The following is an 18,335-nucleotide window of genomic DNA, read 5'->3' as shown; positions in this document are numbered from 1 at the left end:
CGACTGTTGACTGACAGCTTGCCTTGAAGCGCCAACCTCGCCGGAACAGGAAGCCTAGAACGTCTGTGGCTCCAGGTGGCCGTCGCGCAGGGCGAAGACCCGGTCCATGTAGCGGGCCAGTTCCATGTTGTGGGTGGCGATCAGGGCGGCGACGCCCTGGCCGCGCGCCAGGTCGTAGAGCGCCTGGAAGGTGGCGGCCGAGGTCGCCGGATCCAGGTTGCCGGTCGGCTCGTCGGCCAGCAGCAGCTTGGGTGAATTGGCGAGCGCCCGGGCGATGGCCACGCGCTGCTGCTCGCCGCCCGACATCTGACCCGGCTGGTGGTCGACGCGAGCCGCAAGACCCAGTTGCCCCAACAGGCCGACCGCGCGCTCGCGGGCTTCGGCCCGGCGGCGACCTGCGATCATCTGCGGCAGCTCCACGTTCTCGGCCGCGGTGAATTCCGGCAGCAGGTGGTGGAACTGGTAGACGAAACCCACGGTCGACAGCCGCACCTTGGTGCGCTGGCGCTCGGAAAGCTTGGAGCAGTCCTTGCCGTCGACGGCGATGATGCCCGCGTCAGGGCGCTCCAGCAGGCCCGCCGCGTGCAGCAGCGACGACTTGCCAGAGCCCGACGGCCCGATTAGGCCCACGACCTCGCCCGGATAGACGTCGAGATCGGCGCCGCGCAGCACGGTCAGCTTGCCCGCCTCGGTAACGTAGGTGCGCTCGACGCCGCGCAGCGACAGGACGGGGCTACTCATAGCGAAGGGCCTCAACGGGATCGAGGCGCGAGGCCCGCAGCGCCGGCGGCAAGGTCGCCAGCACGCTCATCAGGGTGGAGATCGAAACCACGCCGGCCACCTCGACCCAGTCGATCTTGGCCGGGATGTGGGCCAGGAAATAGATGTCGGCGCTGAACACCGCCGTGCCTGTCGCCCATTCGACGAAGTTCTGGATGGCCGTGATGTTGGCGCAGAACAGAACGCCCAGCAGCAGGCCCATCAGGGTGCCGGCCAGGCCGATCGAGGCGCCGGCCATGATGAAGATGCGCAGGATCGACGACTGGCTGGCGCCCATGGTGCGCAGGATGGCGATGTCGCGCCCCTTGTTCTTCACCAGCATGACCAGTCCGGAAATGATGTTCAGGGTGGCGATGGCCACGATGAAGAACAGGATCAGGCGCATGACCTTGCGCTCGACCTGCAGCGCGTTGAAGTAGCTGCTGTTCTTGTCCATCCAGTCGGTGATGAAGGCGCCGGGGCCGACGGCCTGCTCGATGGCGGCCTTGGCCTGCTTGGCGTTGTCTGGATCGGTCAGCTTGACCTCGACATAGTCGATGGCCGTGTCGCGGCCGAAAAAGAGCTGCGCCTGGGCCAGCGGCATCATCACGTAGCTCTCGTCGAACTGGCTCATGCCGACGCTGAACACGCCGCCGACCACGTAGTCCTTCTCGCGCGTCGAGGTCCCGAAGGCCGTGGCTGGGCCCGAGGGCGAGATCAGGGTGATCGGGTCGCCCACCGAAAGGCCCAGATTGCGGGCCATGCGGTCGCCGATCAGCACCATCTCGCCGCCGTACTCGCCCTCGCCGAAGCCGTTGAGCGAGCCCTGCTTGATGTTGCCGGAGATCAGCTTCATGCCGCGCAGGTCAGCGGGATTGACCCCGCGGACGATGGCGCCGGTCACCTGGTTGGGACCGATGACCATGGCCTGGGCCTCGACCAGGGGGGCGGCCTGCACCACGCCAGGACTGGCCTTGATGCGGGCGATCACGCCCTCGCGATCAGGGCCGTTGACCAGCGGCCCCTGGGCATAGATGTGGCCGTTGAAGCCGAGCAGCCGGCCGAGAAGCTCGGCGCGGAAGCCGTTCATGACGCTCATCACGGTGATGAGGGCGAACACCGCCAGCATCACCGCGCTGAACGAGATCACCGAGATCAAGGCGACGCCGCCGTTCTTGCGCTTGGTGCGCAGGTAACGCCAGGCGACCGTCCGTTCCCAGATCCCGAAGGGTCCCGCGCCGATCGCCATCAGGCGGCGGCCTTGCCGGTCAGGCGGGCGATAACCGCGTCGAGCGGTTCGGAGACCCGCTCGCCGGTCTTGCGGTTCTTCAGCTCGACCACGCCTTCGGCCACGCCCTTGGGGCCGACGATCAGCTGCCAGGGCAAGCCGATCAGGTCCATGGTGGCGAACTTGGCGCCCCCACGAGCATCGGTGTCGTCGTACAGCACGTCGACACCGGCGGCCTGCAGGGCCTTGTAGGCGGCCTCGCAGGCGCCGTCGCAGGCGGCGTCGCCCTGGCGCATGTTGACGATGCCGACGTGGAACGGCGCGACGCTTTCGGGCCAGATGATGCCGCCCTCGTCGTGGCTGGCCTCGATGATCGCGCCCAGCAGGCGCGAAACGCCGACGCCATAGCTGCCCATCTGGACCGCAACTTCCTTGCCGTCGGGGCCCATGACGTTGGCCTTCATCGGCTCGGAATACTTCGTGCCGAACGAGAAGATGTGGCCGACCTCGATGCCGCGGGCCGACAGGCGGTCGCCCTCGGGGATCGCGTCGAAGGCGGCTTCGTCGTGCATTTCCTCGGTGGCGGCGTAGAGGGCCGTGCGCTGGTCCACCAGCGGCTGCAGGTCGCCGTACCAGTCGACATCGGCGCCCGGCGGATCCATCTCGACCAGGTCCTTGTGGCAGAAGACGGCGCTCTCGCCCGTCTCGGCCAGCACGATGAACTCGTGGGACAGGTCGCCGCCGATCGGGCCGGTGTCGGCGCGCATCGGCACGGCCTTCAGGCCCATGCGGGCGTAGAGGTTCAGATAGGCCACGAACATGCGGTTGTACGACTTGCGCGCGCCCTCGGCGTCGAGGTCGAAGCTGTAGGCGTCCTTCATCAGGAACTCGCGGCCGCGCATCACGCCGAAGCGCGGGCGGCGCTCGTCGCGGAACTTCCACTGCACATGGTAGAGGTTCTTGGGCAGGTCCTTGTAGCTCCGCACCGAGGCGCGGAAGATCTCGGTGACCATCTCCTCGTTGGTGGGCCCGTACAGCAGCTCGCGCTCGTGACGATCGGTTATGCGCAGCATCTCCGGTCCGTAGGCGTCGTAGCGGCCCGACTCGCGCCAGAGGTCGGCAAGCTGCAAGGTCGGCATCAACAGCTCGATCGCGCCGGCGCGATCCATCTCCTCGCGGACGATCTGCTCGATCTTGTTCAGCACCCGCAGGCCCAGTGGCAGCCACGCATAGATGCCGGCGGCCTCCTGGCGGATCATGCCCGCGCGCAGCATCAGCTGGTGCGAAGCGATCTGGGCGTCGGAGGGAGCTTCTTTCAGGACGGGCAGGAAGTAGCGCGACAGGCGCATGGACGAGACGTCTCCGGGAGTATTCGAGGCGTTGAGATAGCCGCTCGCCGTTCAGCTTGGCAACGCGCGCGGCGAAAAGATGACGTTTTGAGTGTCGAGGGCGCCTAACTGTCGAAAGAGTTGGGCGCCGAAGCCGCCCTCGCCTGGCCCGACGCCTTCGGGCCAGGCTAAACGAAAAGAAGGCCGCGCGGTTCAATCGCGCGGCCGTTCAAGTTCATCGTCGGGGAAGACGCCACAGAGCAAGGCCGAACCCGGCCTCGTCATGACAATCTACGACCGTCGAACGGCTGTTGGGGCATGCGATTGCGGCTGACGTTCAAGCTCCGCGCGTTTCGCCCAAGACATGGGCGTTTGACGGGTAGGAGATCGCGGGTCGCACAAGGCTTGGGCGCCGACACCCCGGCTGCAAAAGTTTTCAGTAGGTCGAGGGCAGCTCCGGCAGGCTGACCAGCTGGAACTTCACCACCAGCCAGAGAATCGCAAACAGCAGCGCCGCCACCCAGGTGGTGGTGAGGAACTTGCGCTTGAGGTTGGGGTTCACCGGCGCGCCGGGATCCGCGCCGGGCGGCGGCTCGATTCCCATCTCGTGGTAACTGCGCGCGCCCAGGGGCAGCACGGCGAACAGCACCGTCCACCAGATGGTCAGGAAGATCGCGACGCTGGTGATCGGGCCCATCAGTGATGCGCGTCCTTGGGGCTTTCCATCAATTCCACGAGCATGCCGCCCATGTCCTTGGGGTGAACGAAGATGATCAGCGTTCCGTGGGCGCCGATCCTGGGCTCGCCTAGCACGGTCGCGCCCTTGGCGACCAGCGCGTCACGCGCCTCATGGATGTTCTCGACCTCGAAACACACATGGTGCTGGCCGCCCTTGGGGTTCTTGGCCAGGAAGGCGTGGATCGGCGAGGCCTCGCCATAGGGCTCGATCAGCTCGATCTGGCTGTTGGGCAGATTGACGAAGCAGACCCAGACGCCCTGCTCGGGCATGGCCCACTTCTCGGTGACCGAGGTGGCGCCCAGCAGCTCGCGATACATCTTCACCGACTCGTCGATGGAGGGCGTGGCGACGCCGATGTGGTTGAGCCTGCCGATCATGGTTCCTGTCCCGGTTCGTGCGGAGTTGGAGCCCAACTAACCGCGCCTCCGGCCGCGGCAGTCAAGCGCCGCGAAGGCCCTTCAGCCAGTGGAAGCGCACCGGCAGCAAGCCGACCAGCAGCAGGCCTAGCACGAAACCGCCCAGGTGCGCCTGCCATGAGACCAGGATCAGCCCCTGCTGGCTGGCCAGGCCGTAGGCGCCGGCGGCGACAACGACGATCAGGTTCATCACCAGGAACGACAGGGCCGAACGGCCGACGGCCTTGGAGAAGATCGGATGCAGCTCTTCCCTGCCCGGCCCGACCAGCCGCGCGCTCGCGCCCCACAGGCCGCAGATCGCGCCCGAGGCGCCCAGCAGCCAGGCGTCGGGCATCAACAGCCCGGCCAGCGCCACGCCGGCCAGACCGCAGCCAATATAGAGCCCGGCGAACAGCAGGCCGCCCAAGGCGTCTCGCCCCAGGCGCTGGGCGAGGCCCGGCCCCAGGGCGACCAGGGCGGCAGAGTTCATGACCACGTGCAGCCAGCCGGCGTGCAGGAACATCGAGGTCAGCGGCGTCCACCACAGTCCGTCCCGGAAATTGCCGGGGTGGAAGGCGCCGTAGCTGAGCATCCGCTCCTCCAGCCCCAGAGGCGCGCTGGCCAGTTGGGCGGCGAAGACGATCCAGATCAGGCCCAGGATCACCAGGACCGGCCAGGCCTCGAACCAGATGACGGCTGGTCCCTGGCCGAAGATCCCCTCTCGCCGCGAAGGCGTTTCCGGGGGCTCGGTCGGGGCCAGATCGTCGATGCTCATGCGGGCGTCAGAGACGCAGCACGGTCGTCTCGACGACCGGCTTGCGTTCCCAGATGCGGAAGGCGGCTTTCTTGACCGCGCGCGAGATGGCGTTCTCGATCGTCTCGTCGATCTCGCGGTCGTCGCCCGACAGGCGCTTGAAGGCCTCCTCGGCCTCTTCCGCCAGGTCGTCGAGCGCCTCGTCGAGGGGGTATTCTTCGTCGCCGGCCAAACCAAGGCCGCGGACCTGCGGGCCCGAGACGATCTTGTTGCGGCCGTCCAGCACGATCGATACGGCCAGCACGCCGTTGAACGCCGCGTGGCGACGCTCGCGCAGGGCCTCGCCGTTCTCGGGCGTCACGACGCCGCCGTCGACATAGAGGCGACCGGCCGGCACCTCGTCGATGATCTCCGGATGGCCGGGCGCCAGGCGCACCATGTCGCCGTTACGCGGGCTGACGGCGTGCGGGACCTGCAGGTCCTTGGCGAAGGCGGCGTGCTCGAGCAGGTGACGGCGCTCGCCATGGGTCGGCACGGCGATCTGCGGGCGGGCCCACTGGTACATCTGCTTGAGCTCGTCGCGGCACGGGTGGCCGCTGACGTGGATGCCGGGGGTGTCGCGCTCGGTGTGCAGGCGCACGCCGCGGTCGGCCAGCTTGTTCTGCAGGTTGCGGATCGGGATCTCGTTGCCCGGGATCACGCGCGAGCTGAACACCACGTGGTCGCCCGACGACAGCTTGACGTGCGGGTGGTTGCCCTCGGCGATGCGGGCGAGAGCCGCCCTCGCCTCGCCCTGGCTGCCGGTGCAGAGATACAGGATCTCATTCTCGGGCATGTGCTTGGCCTGGTCGTCGGTGACGAAGGGGTCGAGGCCGTCGAGCAGCCCGACCGACCGAGCGGCGGCGGCCATGCGGTGCATCGAGCGGCCAGCCAGGCAGACCTTGCGGCCGGCGGCCTGGGCGGCGCGGATCACGGTGTCCATGCGCGCCACGTTCGAGGCGAAGCAGGCCACGGCGATCTTGCCCGTCAGGCTGCCGATCAGCTTGTTCAGCTCGACGCGAACGTCGGCTTCCGAGCCGGACTCGCCCTCGACGAAGACGTTGGTGCTGTCGCAGACCATGGCCAGCACGCCTTCGTCGCCCAGGCGGCGCAGGGCCTCGACGTCGGTGGCTGCGCCGAGCTGCGGATCGGGATCGATCTTCCAGTCGCCGGTGTGCAGGATGGTGCCCAGCGGGGTCTTGATCGCCAGGCCGTTCGGCTCGGGGATCGAGTGGGTCAGGGTGACCATTTCCAGGTGGAACGGTCCCAGGTCGAAGCTGCCGCTCAGCGGCACCTCGATGATCTCGACCTCGTCCAGCAGGTTGGCGTCGCGCAGCTTCTCGCGCAGCAGGAAGGCGGTGAAGGGCGTGGCGTAGACCGGCGCCTTCAGCTGCGGCCACAGCCAGGCGACGGCGCCCAAGTGGTCTTCGTGCGCGTGGGTCAGGACGATGCCGAGAATGTCGTCGGCATAGGGAACGATGTACTCGGGGTCGGGCAGGATGATCTCGACGCCCGGCGTCGTCTGGTCGCCGAAAGTGACGCCCAGGTCGACGACGATCCACTTGCGGTCGTCGGCGGGGCCGTAGCCGTACAGGTTGAAGTTCATGCCGATCTCGTTCGACCCGCCCAGCGGCAGGAAGACGAGCTCGTCGTTGGTTTGCTTTTTCATTCGATCTCTAGGTGGGTATTGCGGCGGTGAATTTCGAGGAGACCACGGATGGTCAGATCAGGGTCGAAGTGGTCGATGCTGTCGGTGGCGCCCTCGAACAGCGAGGCGACGCCGCCGGTGGCGACCACGGTCAGGGCCTCGCCGCGCTCTTCCTTGATGCGCGAGACGAGGCCTTCGATGAGCGAGATATAGCCCCAGAACACGCCCGACTGCATGGCGCCGACCGTGTCGGTGCCCACGATCTTGCCGGGACGCTGGATGGCGATGCGGGGCAGCTTGGCGGCCGCTTCGTGCAGCGCCTGCATGGAGAGGTTGATGCCGGGAGCGATGATGCCGCCCTCGAAGGCGCCGTCAGCGGCCACGATATCGAAGGTCGTGGCCGTGCCGCTGTCGATGACGATCAGCGGCCCCTTGTAGAGCATGCTGGCGCCCACGGCGTTGACCAGGCGGTCGGCGCCGGCCTCGGACGGCTTGTCGATGCGGATATCGACGCCCAGCCTGGCGTTCTCGCCGATCACCAGCGGCTCGACGTTCAGGTAGCGGCGCGACAGGTTGCGCAGGTTGAACAGCGACTGGGGCACGACGCTGGAGATGATGCAGGCGTCCAGCGAGCGGAAGCCCAGGCCCTGCATCGACATCAGTTGCGACAGCCACACCACGTACTCGTCGGCGGTGCGGGTGCTCTCGGTGGCGGCCCGCCACTGGGCGATCCACGACTGGCCGTCGTGGATGGCGAACATGGTGTTGGTGTTGCCCTGTTCGATGGCCAGCAGCATCAGGAAGCTCCGAAGAAGACGTCGCCGGCGGTGATCCGGCGCAGTTGGCCGTCAGCCAGGCGCAGGCGCAAGGCCCCATCGCTGTCCAGGCCCTCGGCTATGCCCTCCACCGTCTCATTGCCGAGCCGGGCGACGCAGGGTTCGCCCATGCCGTGGGCCTTGGCGGTCCAGGCGTCGGCGATGGCGGGAAAGCCCAGGCGCATCCAGACGTCGAGCCAGCGGTCGAACGAAGCGGCCAGCACCTTGATCGCCTCCTCCGGCGACGGCGGCGGTTCGGCGCGCCAGGTCGGCAGCGCCGTGGTCGGGCGCTCGCTGTCGATGGGCTTGCGGGCCAAGTTGACGCCGATCCCCACGGCCAGCCACAGGCCGCCGTCCGGCGACTTGCCGGACTCGATGAGGATGCCGCTGATCTTCAGGCCGCCGACCATCGGGTCGTTGGGCCATTTCAGGCTGACCAGACGCTCGGGCACATAGGTCGCCAGCAGGTCGGCCACCGCAAGGGCGGCGACGAACGAGACCTGGGCGGCCTCGGCCGGCGGCTTGTCGAGGGTGAGCAGAAGGGTGGCGGCCAGGTTGCCGTCGCCGGTTTCCCAGGCGCGGCCCCGGCGCCCCCGGCCCGCGGTCTGCCGCAGGCCGACGATCCAGACGGCGTCGGTCCGCCCCGCTTCTGCGCGACGGCGGACCTCGGCGTTGGTCGAGTCGATCTCGTCGAGAACGACGACGGGCGGCCCCTTGCCCGCCCCGTTGTCGAACGGGGGGCCGCCCGTCACGTCACAGGTGGCCGAAAGCCGCCGCCGCGAGCTTGGCGGCGGGGTCGAGCCAGATCAGCGCGACCAGGACGACCGGGAACGAGAACAGCGCCGCGGCGAAGCCGATCGCGCGAGCGGTCGGTTGCGGCTTGTCCACCGCGCCGGCCGGCGCATCGAACCACATCGCCTTGATCAGGCGCAGGTAATAGAAGGCGGCCACGACGCTGCCCACGAGGCCGAGCACGGCGGCCCACTGCAGCGGCACGTCGCCCGCGCCCATGGCGGCCTTGAAGACGTAGAACTTGGCCCAGAAGCCCGAGAACGGCGGCAGGCCGAGCGCCGACAGCGAGAACGCTGTAAGGGCCAGGGCCACGCCCGGACGCTGCTTCACCAGGCCGGCCATGTCCTCGATGGTCTCCATCGGCTTGCCGTCGCGGTTCAGCGCCTGCAGGCAGGCGAAGAAGCCGGTGACGTCCACCATGTAGAGCACCATGAACACCAGCATCGAGTGGATGCCGACCTCGCCGCCGGTGGCGACGCCCAGCAGGGCGTAGCCGACGTTGGCGATCGAGGAATAGGCCCACAGGCGCTTGAGGTTGGTCTGGGCCAGACCCGCGAAGGCGCCGACGAACACCGACAGCAGGGCCGCGATGATCAGCACCTGGCGCCATTGCGACACGGCGTCGGGGAAGGCGTCGCCCAGCACGCGGGCGAACATCATCATGGCGGCCAGCTTCGGCGCGGCGGCGAAGAAGCCGACGACCGGGGTCGGGGCGCCTTCGTAGACGTCCGGCGTCCACATGTGGAACGGCGCGGCCGAAACCTTGAACGCCAGGCCGCAGATCACGAAGATCAGGCCGAACAGCAGGCCAAGGCCATGAGCGCCGTGCGAGGCGACGGCGATGTCGGCGAAGCGGGTCGAACCGGCGAAGCCGTAGATCAGCGAGGCGCCGTACAGCAGGATGCCCGACGACAGCGCGCCCAGCACGAAGTACTTCAGGCCCGCTTCCGAGGCCTTGGCGTCGTCGCGGCGGAAGGCCGCCAGGACGTACAGGGCCAGCGATTGCAGCTCGACGCCGATATAGAGGCTGATCAGGTCGCCGGCCGAGGCGGTGACGCCCATGCCGACGGCCGACAGTACGACCAGGACCGGGAACTCGAACTTCTGGTCGCCGCGGGCGGCCAGCCAGCGATCGCCGAGCACGATGGCCAGGGCGCTGAACAGGAAGATCGCGACCTTGGCGTAGCTGGCGGCGGCGTCGGCCGAGTAGACGCCGTTGAAGGCGTGGCCGTGCGGACCGATCGCCGCCAGGACGGCGGCGGCCAGCAGCGCCAGGACCGAAGCGCCCGTGAAGACCGGCGTGGTCTTCTTGGAGAAGGCGCCCCAGACCAGCAGCAGCAGGGCCGAGACCCCGAGGACCAGCTCGGGCAGGACGAGGGAGATGTTGGCGGAGAACGTCATGGGGTCCCTCACCCGCCCACGGCGGCGCGCCAGGCGCCGACGAGCCCGTCGACGGACGACGCGGTCAGGTTGAACACAAGATTGGGATAGATGCCGAGCACCAGGGTCATGATGATCAGCGGCACGAAGAGCAGGATCTCGCGCGCGTCGAGGTCGGTGATCGTCTTCAGTTCCGGATTGACGATCTCGCCGTACATGACGCGGCGGTACAGCGTCAGGGCGTACATCGCCGACAGGATCACGCCGGTGGCCGACACGATCGCCGTCCAGGTCGAGGCCTGGTAGACGCCGGTCATCGTCAGGATTTCACCGACGAAGCCGGAGGTGCCCGGCAGGCCGACGTTACCCATCGTGAACAGCAGGAACACGAAGGCGTAGTGCGGCATGCGGTTGGTCAGGCCGCCGTAGAAGGCGATCTCGCGAGTGTGCATGCGGTCGTAGACCACGCCGACGCAGAGGAAGAGCGCGCCCGAGATCACGCCGTGGCTGATCATCTGGAACAGGGCGCCCTGCTCGCCGGCGGCGTTGCCCGAGAAGATGCCCATGGTCACGAAGCCCATGTGGGCGACCGACGAGTAGGCGATCAGCTTCTTGATGTCGGTCTGACGGAAGGCGACCAGCGAGGTGTAGACGATGGCGATGCCCGACATGGCGAACACCAGCGGCTGGAACATCTCCGAGGCGTTCGGGAACATCGGGATGCTGAAGCGCATGAAGCCGTAGCCGCCCATCTTCAGCAGGATGCCGGCCAGGATGACCGAACCCGCCGTCGGGGCTTCAACGTGGGCGTCGGGCAGCCAGGTGTGCACCGGCCACATCGGCATCTTCACCGCGAACGAGGCGAAGAAGGCCAGCCACAGCCAGGTCTGGAGCCACGGGGCGAACTTGTAGGTCATGAGCTCGGGGATCGACGAGGTGCCGGCGATCGAGATCATGGCCAGGATGGCCGCCAGCATCAGCACCGAGCCGAGCAGCGTGTAGAGGAAGAACTTGTAGGCCGCGTAGATCCGGCGCTTGCCGCCCCAGATGCCGATGATCAGGAACATCGGCACCAGGCCCCCTTCGAAGAAGAGGTAGAACAGCACCAGGTCCAGCGCGCAGAACACGCCGACCACCAGGGTCTCGAGGACCAGGAAGGCGATCAGGTATTCGACGACGCGCTTCTCGACCGACTTCCAGCTGGCCACGATACAGATCGGCAGCAGGAAGGCGGTGAGCAGGACCAGCAGCACCGAGATGCCGTCGATGCCCATGCGATAGTGCAGGCCCGCGAACCAGGCGACGTCTTCCACGAACTGGAAGCCCGGGTTCTTCGGGTCGAACTGCAGGGTCACCACCAGCGCCAGGGCGAAGGTGACCAGGGTGGTCGCCAGGGCGATCCACTTGGACAGGGTGTCGGTGGCGGCGCCCGGCCCCTTGGCGGCGCGAGCCGCCAGGATCAGGGCCACGCCGACGAGCGGAGCGAAGGTCGTAAGGCTGAGCAGGCCGGTCATCGATCCGTCCTCAACGGAATGCGTAAAGGGCGAACGTCAGCAGGCCGGCGACGCCGAGCAGCATGACGAAAGCGTAGTGGTAGACGTAGCCGGTCTGGGCTTTGCCCGTCTTGCGGCCGACGGCGTAGGAGACGGCGCTGACGCCGTCGGGACCCAGGCGATCGATGATCTTCTGGTCCCCGCCCTTCCAGAACAGGTCGCCGAGGAACCGGGCGGCGCGCACGAAGGTGGCGTCGTACAGCTCGTCGAAGAACCACTTGTTGTAGAAGAACACGTACAGCGGGCCCTTGCGCTCGGCGAGCTTGAGGCCCAGCCGCTCGTTGCCCTTGATCAGGTAGACGTAGACGGCGATGGCCAGGCCGATGAGCGAGGCGATCAGCGGGCTCCACTTCACCCAGGTCGCAACGTTGTGCGCGTCGTGCAGCACGTGGTTGGTCGGGGCGTTGTAGATCGCGCCGCGCCAGAACTCGGCCTCGTGGTGACCCACGAAGTAGCCGGTGAAGACGAAGCCGGCGGCGACCGCGCCGATCGACAGCACGACCAGCGGGAACAGCATCACCCACGGGCTCTCGTGCGGCTTGTGATCGTGGCCATGGCCATGGTCGTCATGGCCATGATCGTCGTGCGCGCCGTGGGCGTGGTCGTCATGACCATGGGCGGCGTGCGCGTGATCGTCGTGGCCGTGGTCGTCATGACCCCAGCGGGCCTTGCCGTTGAAGGTGAAGAACGCCAGGCGCCACGAGTAGAACGAGGTCAGGCCGGCGACGAGCACGCCGATGACCCACGCGAACATGGCGATCTGGTTGTGGCCGCCCGCGGCGAAGGCCGCCTCGATGATGGTGTCCTTCGAGTAGAAGCCGGCGAAGCCCAGGTGCAGCGGCGGGAAGCCGAGGCCCGTGATGGCGATCGTGCCGATCGTCATGGCGATAAAGGTCACCGGCAGCAGCTTGGCCAGGGCGCCGTAGCGGCGCATGTCCTGCTCGTGGTGCATGCCGTGGATCACCGAACCGGCGCCCAGGAACAGCAGCGCCTTGAAGAAGGCGTGCGTGAACAGGTGGAACATGGCCGCCTGGTAGGCGCCCACGCCGGCGGCGAAGAACATGTAGCCCAGCTGCGAACAGGTCGAGTAGGCGATGACGCGCTTGATGTCGTTCTGGGTCAGGCCGACCGTCGCGGCGAAGAGAGCCGTGACGGCGCCGATCACCGTGACGATGTTCTTGGCCACGGGGGCGTATTCGAACATCGGCGACAGCAGGCACAGCATGTAGACGCCGGCGGTCACCATGGTGGCCGCGTGGATCAGCGCCGACACGGGGGTCGGGCCTTCCATGGCGTCCGGAAGCCAGGTGTGCAGGAAGAACTGCGCCGACTTGCCCATGGCGCCGATGAACAGCAGGAAGCAGGCGATGTCGACCAGAGGCCAGCTATGGCCGGCGAACTGCCAGCTGCGGGCGGCGCCCGCCTGGATCATCGGGAACAGTTCGGCGAAGTTGATCGTGCCGAACGCCCAGTAGACGGTCATGATGCCGAGCGCGAAGCCGAAGTCGCCGACGCGGTTGACGACGAAGGCCTTGATGGCGGCCGCGCTGGCCGACGGCTTCTTGAACCAGAAGCCGATCAGCAGGTACGAGGCCAGGCCCACGCCTTCCCAGCCGAAGAACAGCTGCATGAAGTCGGCGGCGGTGACCAGCGACAGCATGGCGAAGGTGAAGAGCGACAGGTACGCGAAGAAGCGCGGCTTGCTGTCGTCCTCGGCCATGTAGCCCCAGGAGTAGATGTGGACGAGCGCCGAGACGGTCGTGACCACGATCAGCATGGTCGCCGACAGGGCGTCGATGCGGATCGACCAGTTGGCGATGAAGTCGCCCACGTGGATGAAGGGCAGCAGCGAGACCGTGAAGGCCTCCATGTGGCCCCAGGTCCACTGGCTGAAGGTGACCCACGACAGGGCGCAGGCCAGGATCAGCAGGCCCGTGGTGACGGCTTGCGACGCGACGTTGCCGATCCGCCGGCCGAACAGGCCGGCGATGATCGCGCCCACCAGCGGGGCGAAGACGAGAATGGTGACGAGCGATTGCACTGGGTCAGCCCTTCATCATGCTGGCGTCGTCGACCGCGATGTCGCCGCGGTTCCGGAAGAAGGTCACCAGGATGGCGAGGCCGACGGCGGCCTCTGCGGCCGCCACGGTCAGCACGAACATCGCGAAGATCTGGCCCACAACGTTGTGCAGGTAGGCCGAGAAGGCGACCAGGTTGATGTTCACCGCCAGCAGAATGAGCTCGATCGACATCAGGATGACGATGATGTTCTTGCGGTTCACGAAGATCCCGAAGACGCCGATCGTGAAGAGGATGGCGGCGACGATGAGGTAATGCGGAAGGCCGATCATTCGCTGATCCCCTCGCCCGGCTTGATCTGCACGAGTTCCATTCCGGTCTTGGGCGTACGGGCGACCTGCTTGCCGATATCCTGGCGCTTGACGCCCGGCTTGTGACGCAGGGTCAGGACGATGGCGCCGATCATCGCGACCAGCAGCACCAGACCCGCAGCCTGGAAGAAGAAGATGTAGTCGGTGTAGAGCACCCGGCCGATGGCCTCGGTGTTGCTGACACCGCCCGGCGACGCCAGCGGAGCGGCGTTCTTGGCGGCCGCGCCGTTGGTGGCCACGCTGACGGCGACCATGATCATCTCGATCGTCAGGATGCCGCCGACCAGACCGCCGATCGGCAGGTACTGGGCGAAGCCGTCCCGAAGCGCTTCGAAGTCGATGTCGAGCATCATGACGACGAAGAGGAACAGCACCGCGACCGCGCCCACATAGACGACGATCAGCAGCATCGCGAGGAACTCCGCGCCCAGGAGGACGAAGAGGCCTGCGGCCGAGAAGAAGGCGGTGATCAGGAAGAGCACCGAGTGCACGGGGTTCTTGGCCGAGACGACGAGAAGACCCGCCGCAATGGTCACGAACGCCAGCAAGTAGAAAGCTATCGCCTGCAAGGCCATTGGCCCAGGTGCTCCCCTGATAAGTTCAAATAACAGCGACGTGCGAAGCGCACGCCGCCAACTCGGATTCGCGCCGACCGTTTAGCGGTACGGAGCGTCCAACTCCAGATTCTTCGCGATCAGCCGCTCCCAACGGTCACCGTTGTCGAGCAGCTTTTCCTTGTCGTAGTAGAGCTCTTCACGCGTCTCGACCGCGAACTCGATGTTCGGGCCTTCGACGATGGCGTCCACCGGGCAGGCCTCCTGGCACAGGCCGCAGTAGATGCACTTGACCATGTCGATGTCGTACCGGGTCGTGCGGCGGCTGCCGTCCTCGCGCGGTTCGGCTTCGATGGTGATGGCCTGGGCCGGGCAGATGGCCTCGCACAGCTTGCACGCGATGCAGCGCTCTTCCCCGTTGGGGTAGCGGCGCAGGGCGTGCTCGCCCCGGAAGCGCGGCGACTGCGGGCCGCGCTCGTTGGGATAGATCACGGTCTTCTTCGGCGCGACCAGATACTTCATGGCCAGGCCGAAGGCGCCCGCGAAGTCCAGCAGGGCGACGCCTTTGACGGCTTGGGTGATACGACTCATCATGGCCGCTTAACCTTCGGAATGACGCAGGTGTAGTTCGAAAGCTGGGCGGGATCTCCCCCGTCCATCTTGGCTTGCAACGATCCGCCTTCGGCCTGGCACTTGTCGCCGGCCCGACGCAGCTCGTCGTAGTTCACGATCCCTCGCCCCAGCGAATAGGAGCGGTCCTCGGCGACGGACGCGCAGGCGCCCGCCGTCGTCAGGACCAGCCCGGTCAGGGCCAGGGCGAGCGGACGCCTCATCCCGCCACCGGCGAGAAGACGCGCCAGCCGGCCACCAGCACGACCAGCACCAGCGACATCGGCAGGAAGACCTTCCAGCCCAGGCGCATCAGTTGGTCGTAGCGGTAGCGGGGCACGATGGCCTTGGCCATGGCGAACATGAAGAACCAGAAGCAGATCTTGGCGTAGAACACCAAGGCCAGCAGCAGGTTGGCCGCGAAAGTCGGCCAGGTGGCCATGAAGTCCGTCGGGAAGCCGGGGTTCCAGCCGCCGAAGAACAGCACGTTGATCATGGCGCACATCAGGACGATGTTCGAATATTCGGCGACCATGAACAGCAGGTACGGGGTCGAGGAGTACTCGACCTGGTAGCCGGCCACGAGTTCGGATTCAGCTTCCGGAAGGTCGAACGGCGGGCGGTTCGTCTCGGCCAGGGCCGAGATGTAGAACATGCCCATGGCGATCACCATGACCGGCAGCAGGACGATGTTCTTGAGGCCGCCGCCGAAGACGTTCCAGTTCCAGATCCAGCCGGACTGATGCTCGACGATGGTCGACAGGTTCATCGAACCGGCCAGCAGGATCACCGTGATGATGATCAGGCCGATCGACACTTCGTACGACACCATCTGCGCCGCCGAACGCAGCGCGCCCAGGAACGGGTACTTCGAGTTCGAAGCCCAGCCGCCCATGATGATGCCGTAGACGCCCAGCGAGCTCATCGCCAGCAGGTAGAGGATGCCGACGTTCAGGTTGGAGACGACCCAGCCCGGCGCGAACGGCACCACGGCCCAGCCGATGAAGCCCAGGATCAGGCTGATCAGCGGGGCCAGCAGGAAGATGGCCTTGTCGGCGCCGGCCGGGATGACGATTTCCTTCAGCACGAACTTGCCGAAGTCGGCGAACGACTGAAGCAGGCCGAAAGGACCGACGACGTTGGGGCCCTTGCGCATCTGGACGCCGGCCCAGATCTTGCGGTCGGCCAGCAGCAGGAAGGCCAGGCTCAGCAGGACCCAGATCACGACCAGCAGGATGCCGCCGAGCGTGAGGCCGAACCAGAGAAGCGGATTGATCTCGTTCACGGCTTACTCCGCGGCGATCTTGGAGGCGGCCGAGACGTTGGCCGCGCACTCGGCCATGGTCACGCTGGCGCGCGCGATGGGATTGGTCAGGTGGAAGGCCTTCACCGGGCTCTCGAACGGAGCGTCGGTCGCCTCCCCTTCCCCGCCGACGGCGGCGAGGTCGAACACGGTGGGAACCGAGCCCGGGGCGAAGTCGATCTGGCCGAAGGTGGGGTGATCCGCGAACAGCTTGGCGCGCAGCTGGTCCAGGCTGTCATAAGGCAGCTTGTGGCCCAGGGTTTCCGACAGCGCCCGCAGGATCGACCAGTCTTCCTTGGCCTCGCCCTTCGGGAACACGGCCCGCTTGCCCATCTGCACCCGGCCCTCGGTGTTCACGTACAGGCCGTTCTTTTCGGTGTAGGCGGCGCCAGGCAGGATGACGTCGGCCTTGTGGGCGCCGGCGTCGCCGTGGGTGCCGAGATAGATCTTGAAGGCGTCCGAAGCGGCGCTTTCGCACTCGTCGGCGCCCAGCAGGAACAGCACGTCCAGCGCGCCCGGCTTCAGCATGTCGCCGGTCGACAGACCGCCCTCGGCAGGCACGAAGCCCAGGTCGAGGCCAGCCACGCGGGCGGCGGCGGTGTGCAGCACGTTCCAGCCGTTCCAGCCTTCGCGGACCACGTTGAAGGTCTTGGCGAGGCCGGCGGCGGCCTTGAGGACCGCCGCGCCGTCGGCGCGGGCCAGGGCGCCCTGGCCGATGATGATCGCGGGACGCTCGGCGGCCTCGAAGGCGGCGACGAAGTCGTTCTTGGCCTTGGCCAGGCCCGACAGGGTCTTGGCGCCCGCGCCGAGGTAGTCGTAGCCGAAGGTCAGGTCGACCTGCTCGCCGATGACGCCGAAGCGGGTCTTGCCGGCCAGCCACTGCTTGCGGAAGCGGGCGTTGAGGACCGGGGCCTCGAGGCGCGGGTTGCTGCCGACGAACAGGACGACGTCGGCGTCTTCGATGCCGGCGATGGTCGAGTTGAACAGCCAGCTCTCGCGCGGGCCCTGGCCCAGGGCCGCGCCGTCCTGGCGGGCGTCGAGGTTCTTCACGCCGAGAGCGGTGAAGAGGTCCTTGGTCGCCTTCAGGCTTTCGGCGTCCTGCAGGTCGCCGGCGATGACGCCGATGCGCTCGGGCGCGGTCGCCTTGATCTTGGCGGAGACGGCGGCGAAGGCTTCAGCCCAGGTGGCCGGCTTCAGCTTGCCGTCGACGCGGACGTACGGACGGTCGAGGCGCTGGCGCTGCAGGCCGTCGACGGCGTAGCGCGTCTTGTCGGAGATCCACTCTTCGTTGACCTCCTCGTTGATGCGCGGCAGCACGCGCAGCACGGCGTTGGCGCGGCCGTCGACGCGGATCGACGAGCCGAGCGCGTCCATCACGTCGATGCTTTCGGTCTTCTTCAGTTCCCACGGGCGGGCTTCGAAGGCGTACGGCTTGGAGGTCAGGGCGCCGACCGGGCACAGGTCGATGACGTTGGCCGACAGTTCCGAGGTCACCGCGGCGCCCAGGTAGGTCGTGATCTCGACGTCTTCACCGCGCGAGATCAGGCCGATTTCCGGCGAGCCGGCGACTTCGGTGATGAAGCGGACGCAGCGGGTGCACTGGATGCAGCGCGTCATCACGGTCTTGATGAGCGGGCCCATGGCCTTCTCTTCGACCGCGCGCTTGTTCTCGTCGTAGCGGCTGTCGTCGCGGCCGTAGCCGACGGCCTGGTCCTGCAGGTCGCACTCGCCGCCCTGGTCGCAGATCGGGCAGTCCAGCGGGTGGTTGATGAGCAGGAACTCCATCACCCCTTCGCGGGCCTTCTTGACCATCGGAGTCTTGGTGAAGATCTCCTGGCCCTCGGCGGCCGGCAGGGCGCACGAAGCCTGCGGCTTCGGCGGGCCGGGCTTAACCTCGACCAGGCACATGCGGCAGTTGCCGGCGATGCTCAGACGTTCGTGATAGCAGAAGCGCGGGATCTCTTCCCCAGCCAGTTCCGCAACCTGCAGAACCGTCATGCCGGGTTCGAACTCGACCTCGACGCCGTTGACCTTGGCGATTGCCATTCT

18 protein-coding genes are annotated in these 18,335 nt (G+C 67.1%); all 18 read right to left on the bottom strand.

The genetic code is table 11. The features are described 5' to 3' along the window. Positions 1-54: 54 nt before the first annotated feature. A complete protein-coding gene (locus DDF67_RS22665) occupies positions 55-741 on the bottom strand; it encodes an ABC transporter ATP-binding protein (protein ID WP_109455044.1) in 687 nt (228 codons plus the stop codon). Beyond that, entirely contained in the window at positions 734-2,008 is a 1,275-nt protein-coding gene (locus DDF67_RS22660) for a lipoprotein-releasing ABC transporter permease subunit (RefSeq protein ID WP_109455043.1), read from the bottom strand. Before DDF67_RS22660 ends, DDF67_RS22665 begins: the two co-directional genes overlap by 8 nt. Then, positions 2,008-3,336, bottom strand: a complete 1,329-nt coding sequence (gene proS, locus DDF67_RS22655; protein ID WP_109455042.1) for a proline--tRNA ligase — start codon at positions 3,334-3,336, stop codon at positions 2,008-2,010. Before proS ends, DDF67_RS22660 begins: the two co-directional genes overlap by 1 nt. A 415-nt stretch (positions 3,337-3,751) precedes the next feature. Next, the gene (locus tag DDF67_RS22650) at positions 3,752-4,012 is read right to left on the bottom strand and encodes a DUF1467 family protein (RefSeq protein ID WP_109455041.1); all 261 of its coding nucleotides are present in this window, start codon (positions 4,010-4,012) and stop codon (positions 3,752-3,754) included. Further along, entirely contained in the window at positions 4,012-4,431 is a 420-nt protein-coding gene (gene mce, locus DDF67_RS22645) for a methylmalonyl-CoA epimerase (protein ID WP_109455040.1), read from the bottom strand. Before mce ends, DDF67_RS22650 begins: the two co-directional genes overlap by 1 nt. Before the next feature lie 61 nt (positions 4,432-4,492). Continuing rightward, on the bottom strand, positions 4,493-5,224 hold the full coding sequence (locus DDF67_RS22640) for a rhomboid family intramembrane serine protease (RefSeq protein WP_109455039.1): 732 nt from the start codon (positions 5,222-5,224) through the stop codon (positions 4,493-4,495). Positions 5,225-5,231: 7 nt separating this feature from the next. Further along, complete coding sequence (locus tag DDF67_RS22635) at positions 5,232-6,911, bottom strand: ribonuclease J (RefSeq protein ID WP_109455038.1); 1,680 nt, start codon at positions 6,909-6,911, stop codon at positions 5,232-5,234. Then, on the bottom strand, positions 6,908-7,690 hold the full coding sequence (locus DDF67_RS22630) for a type III pantothenate kinase (protein WP_109455037.1): 783 nt from the start codon (positions 7,688-7,690) through the stop codon (positions 6,908-6,910). The genes DDF67_RS22635 and DDF67_RS22630 overlap by 4 nt, the downstream gene beginning before the upstream one ends. Then, positions 7,687-8,457 carry a biotin--[acetyl-CoA-carboxylase] ligase gene (locus DDF67_RS22625; RefSeq protein ID WP_109455036.1) on the bottom strand — a complete coding sequence of 257 codons (771 nt, stop codon included), beginning with the start codon at positions 8,455-8,457 and terminating at the stop codon, positions 7,687-7,689. The genes DDF67_RS22630 and DDF67_RS22625 overlap by 4 nt, the downstream gene beginning before the upstream one ends. Before the next feature lies 1 nt (position 8,458). After that, positions 8,459-9,898 carry an NADH-quinone oxidoreductase subunit NuoN gene (nuoN, locus tag DDF67_RS22620; protein ID WP_109455035.1) on the bottom strand — a complete coding sequence of 480 codons (1,440 nt, stop codon included), beginning with the start codon at positions 9,896-9,898 and terminating at the stop codon, positions 8,459-8,461. Positions 9,899-9,906: 8 nt separating this feature from the next. Beyond that, entirely contained in the window at positions 9,907-11,391 is a 1,485-nt protein-coding gene (locus DDF67_RS22615; RefSeq protein ID WP_109455034.1) for an NADH-quinone oxidoreductase subunit M, read from the bottom strand. Positions 11,392-11,401: 10 nt separating this feature from the next. Beyond that, a complete protein-coding gene (gene nuoL / locus DDF67_RS22610; RefSeq protein WP_109455033.1) occupies positions 11,402-13,471 on the bottom strand; it encodes an NADH-quinone oxidoreductase subunit L in 2,070 nt (689 codons plus the stop codon). Between the two features lie 4 nt (positions 13,472-13,475). Then, positions 13,476-13,781 (bottom strand): NADH-quinone oxidoreductase subunit NuoK, encoded by a 306-nt coding sequence (nuoK, locus tag DDF67_RS22605; RefSeq protein WP_058346361.1) that lies wholly within the window; start codon positions 13,779-13,781, stop codon positions 13,476-13,478. Further along, positions 13,778-14,395, bottom strand: a complete 618-nt coding sequence (locus DDF67_RS22600; protein ID WP_058346360.1) for an NADH-quinone oxidoreductase subunit J — start codon at positions 14,393-14,395, stop codon at positions 13,778-13,780. Before DDF67_RS22600 ends, nuoK begins: the two co-directional genes overlap by 4 nt. 81 nt (positions 14,396-14,476) lie before the next feature. Then, positions 14,477-14,968 (bottom strand): NADH-quinone oxidoreductase subunit NuoI, encoded by a 492-nt coding sequence (gene nuoI / locus DDF67_RS22595; protein WP_058346359.1) that lies wholly within the window; start codon positions 14,966-14,968, stop codon positions 14,477-14,479. Next, positions 14,965-15,207 carry a hypothetical protein gene (locus DDF67_RS22590; protein ID WP_109455032.1) on the bottom strand — a complete coding sequence of 81 codons (243 nt, stop codon included), beginning with the start codon at positions 15,205-15,207 and terminating at the stop codon, positions 14,965-14,967. The genes nuoI and DDF67_RS22590 overlap by 4 nt, the downstream gene beginning before the upstream one ends. Continuing rightward, entirely contained in the window at positions 15,204-16,268 is a 1,065-nt protein-coding gene (nuoH, locus tag DDF67_RS22585; protein WP_109455031.1) for an NADH-quinone oxidoreductase subunit NuoH, read from the bottom strand. The genes DDF67_RS22590 and nuoH overlap by 4 nt, the downstream gene beginning before the upstream one ends. 3 nt (positions 16,269-16,271) lie before the next feature. Further along, on the bottom strand, positions 16,272-18,332 hold the full coding sequence (nuoG, locus tag DDF67_RS22580; protein WP_109455030.1) for an NADH-quinone oxidoreductase subunit NuoG: 2,061 nt from the start codon (positions 18,330-18,332) through the stop codon (positions 16,272-16,274). Positions 18,333-18,335 lie beyond the last annotated feature (3 nt).

Source organism: Caulobacter endophyticus, assembly GCF_003116815.1.
GTDB lineage: Bacteria > Pseudomonadota > Alphaproteobacteria > Caulobacterales > Caulobacteraceae > Caulobacter > Caulobacter endophyticus.
The sequence above is the reverse complement of the archived record's forward strand: the minus strand, read 5'-3'. Positions and strand labels throughout refer to the sequence as shown.

What these genes read in the sequence shown, in the direction of transcription:
- DDF67_RS22665 (WP_109455044.1), bottom strand. Translation starts at nt 741, where the DNA reads ATGAGTAGCCCCGTCCTGTCGCTGCGCGGCGTCGAGCGCACCTACGTT.
- DDF67_RS22660 (WP_109455043.1), bottom strand. Translation starts at nt 2,008, where the DNA reads ATGGCGATCGGCGCGGGACCCTTCGGGATCTGGGAACGGACGGTCGCC.
- proS (WP_109455042.1), bottom strand. Translation starts at nt 3,336, where the DNA reads ATGCGCCTGTCGCGCTACTTCCTGCCCGTCCTGAAAGAAGCTCCCTCC.
- DDF67_RS22650 (WP_109455041.1), bottom strand. Translation starts at nt 4,012, where the DNA reads ATGGGCCCGATCACCAGCGTCGCGATCTTCCTGACCATCTGGTGGACG.
- mce (WP_109455040.1), bottom strand. Translation starts at nt 4,431, where the DNA reads ATGATCGGCAGGCTCAACCACATCGGCGTCGCCACGCCCTCCATCGAC.
- DDF67_RS22640 (WP_109455039.1), bottom strand. Translation starts at nt 5,224, where the DNA reads ATGAGCATCGACGATCTGGCCCCGACCGAGCCCCCGGAAACGCCTTCG.
- DDF67_RS22635 (WP_109455038.1), bottom strand. Translation starts at nt 6,911, where the DNA reads ATGAAAAAGCAAACCAACGACGAGCTCGTCTTCCTGCCGCTGGGCGGG.
- nuoN (WP_109455035.1), bottom strand. Translation starts at nt 9,898, where the DNA reads ATGACGTTCTCCGCCAACATCTCCCTCGTCCTGCCCGAGCTGGTCCTC.
- DDF67_RS22615 (WP_109455034.1), bottom strand. Translation starts at nt 11,391, where the DNA reads ATGACCGGCCTGCTCAGCCTTACGACCTTCGCTCCGCTCGTCGGCGTG.
- nuoK (WP_058346361.1), bottom strand. Translation starts at nt 13,781, where the DNA reads ATGATCGGCCTTCCGCATTACCTCATCGTCGCCGCCATCCTCTTCACG.
- DDF67_RS22600 (WP_058346360.1), bottom strand. Translation starts at nt 14,395, where the DNA reads ATGGCCTTGCAGGCGATAGCTTTCTACTTGCTGGCGTTCGTGACCATT.
- nuoI (WP_058346359.1), bottom strand. Translation starts at nt 14,968, where the DNA reads ATGATGAGTCGTATCACCCAAGCCGTCAAAGGCGTCGCCCTGCTGGAC.
- DDF67_RS22590 (WP_109455032.1), bottom strand. Translation starts at nt 15,207, where the DNA reads ATGAGGCGTCCGCTCGCCCTGGCCCTGACCGGGCTGGTCCTGACGACG.
- nuoG (WP_109455030.1), bottom strand. Translation starts at nt 18,332, where the DNA reads ATGGCAATCGCCAAGGTCAACGGCGTCGAGGTCGAGTTCGAACCCGGC.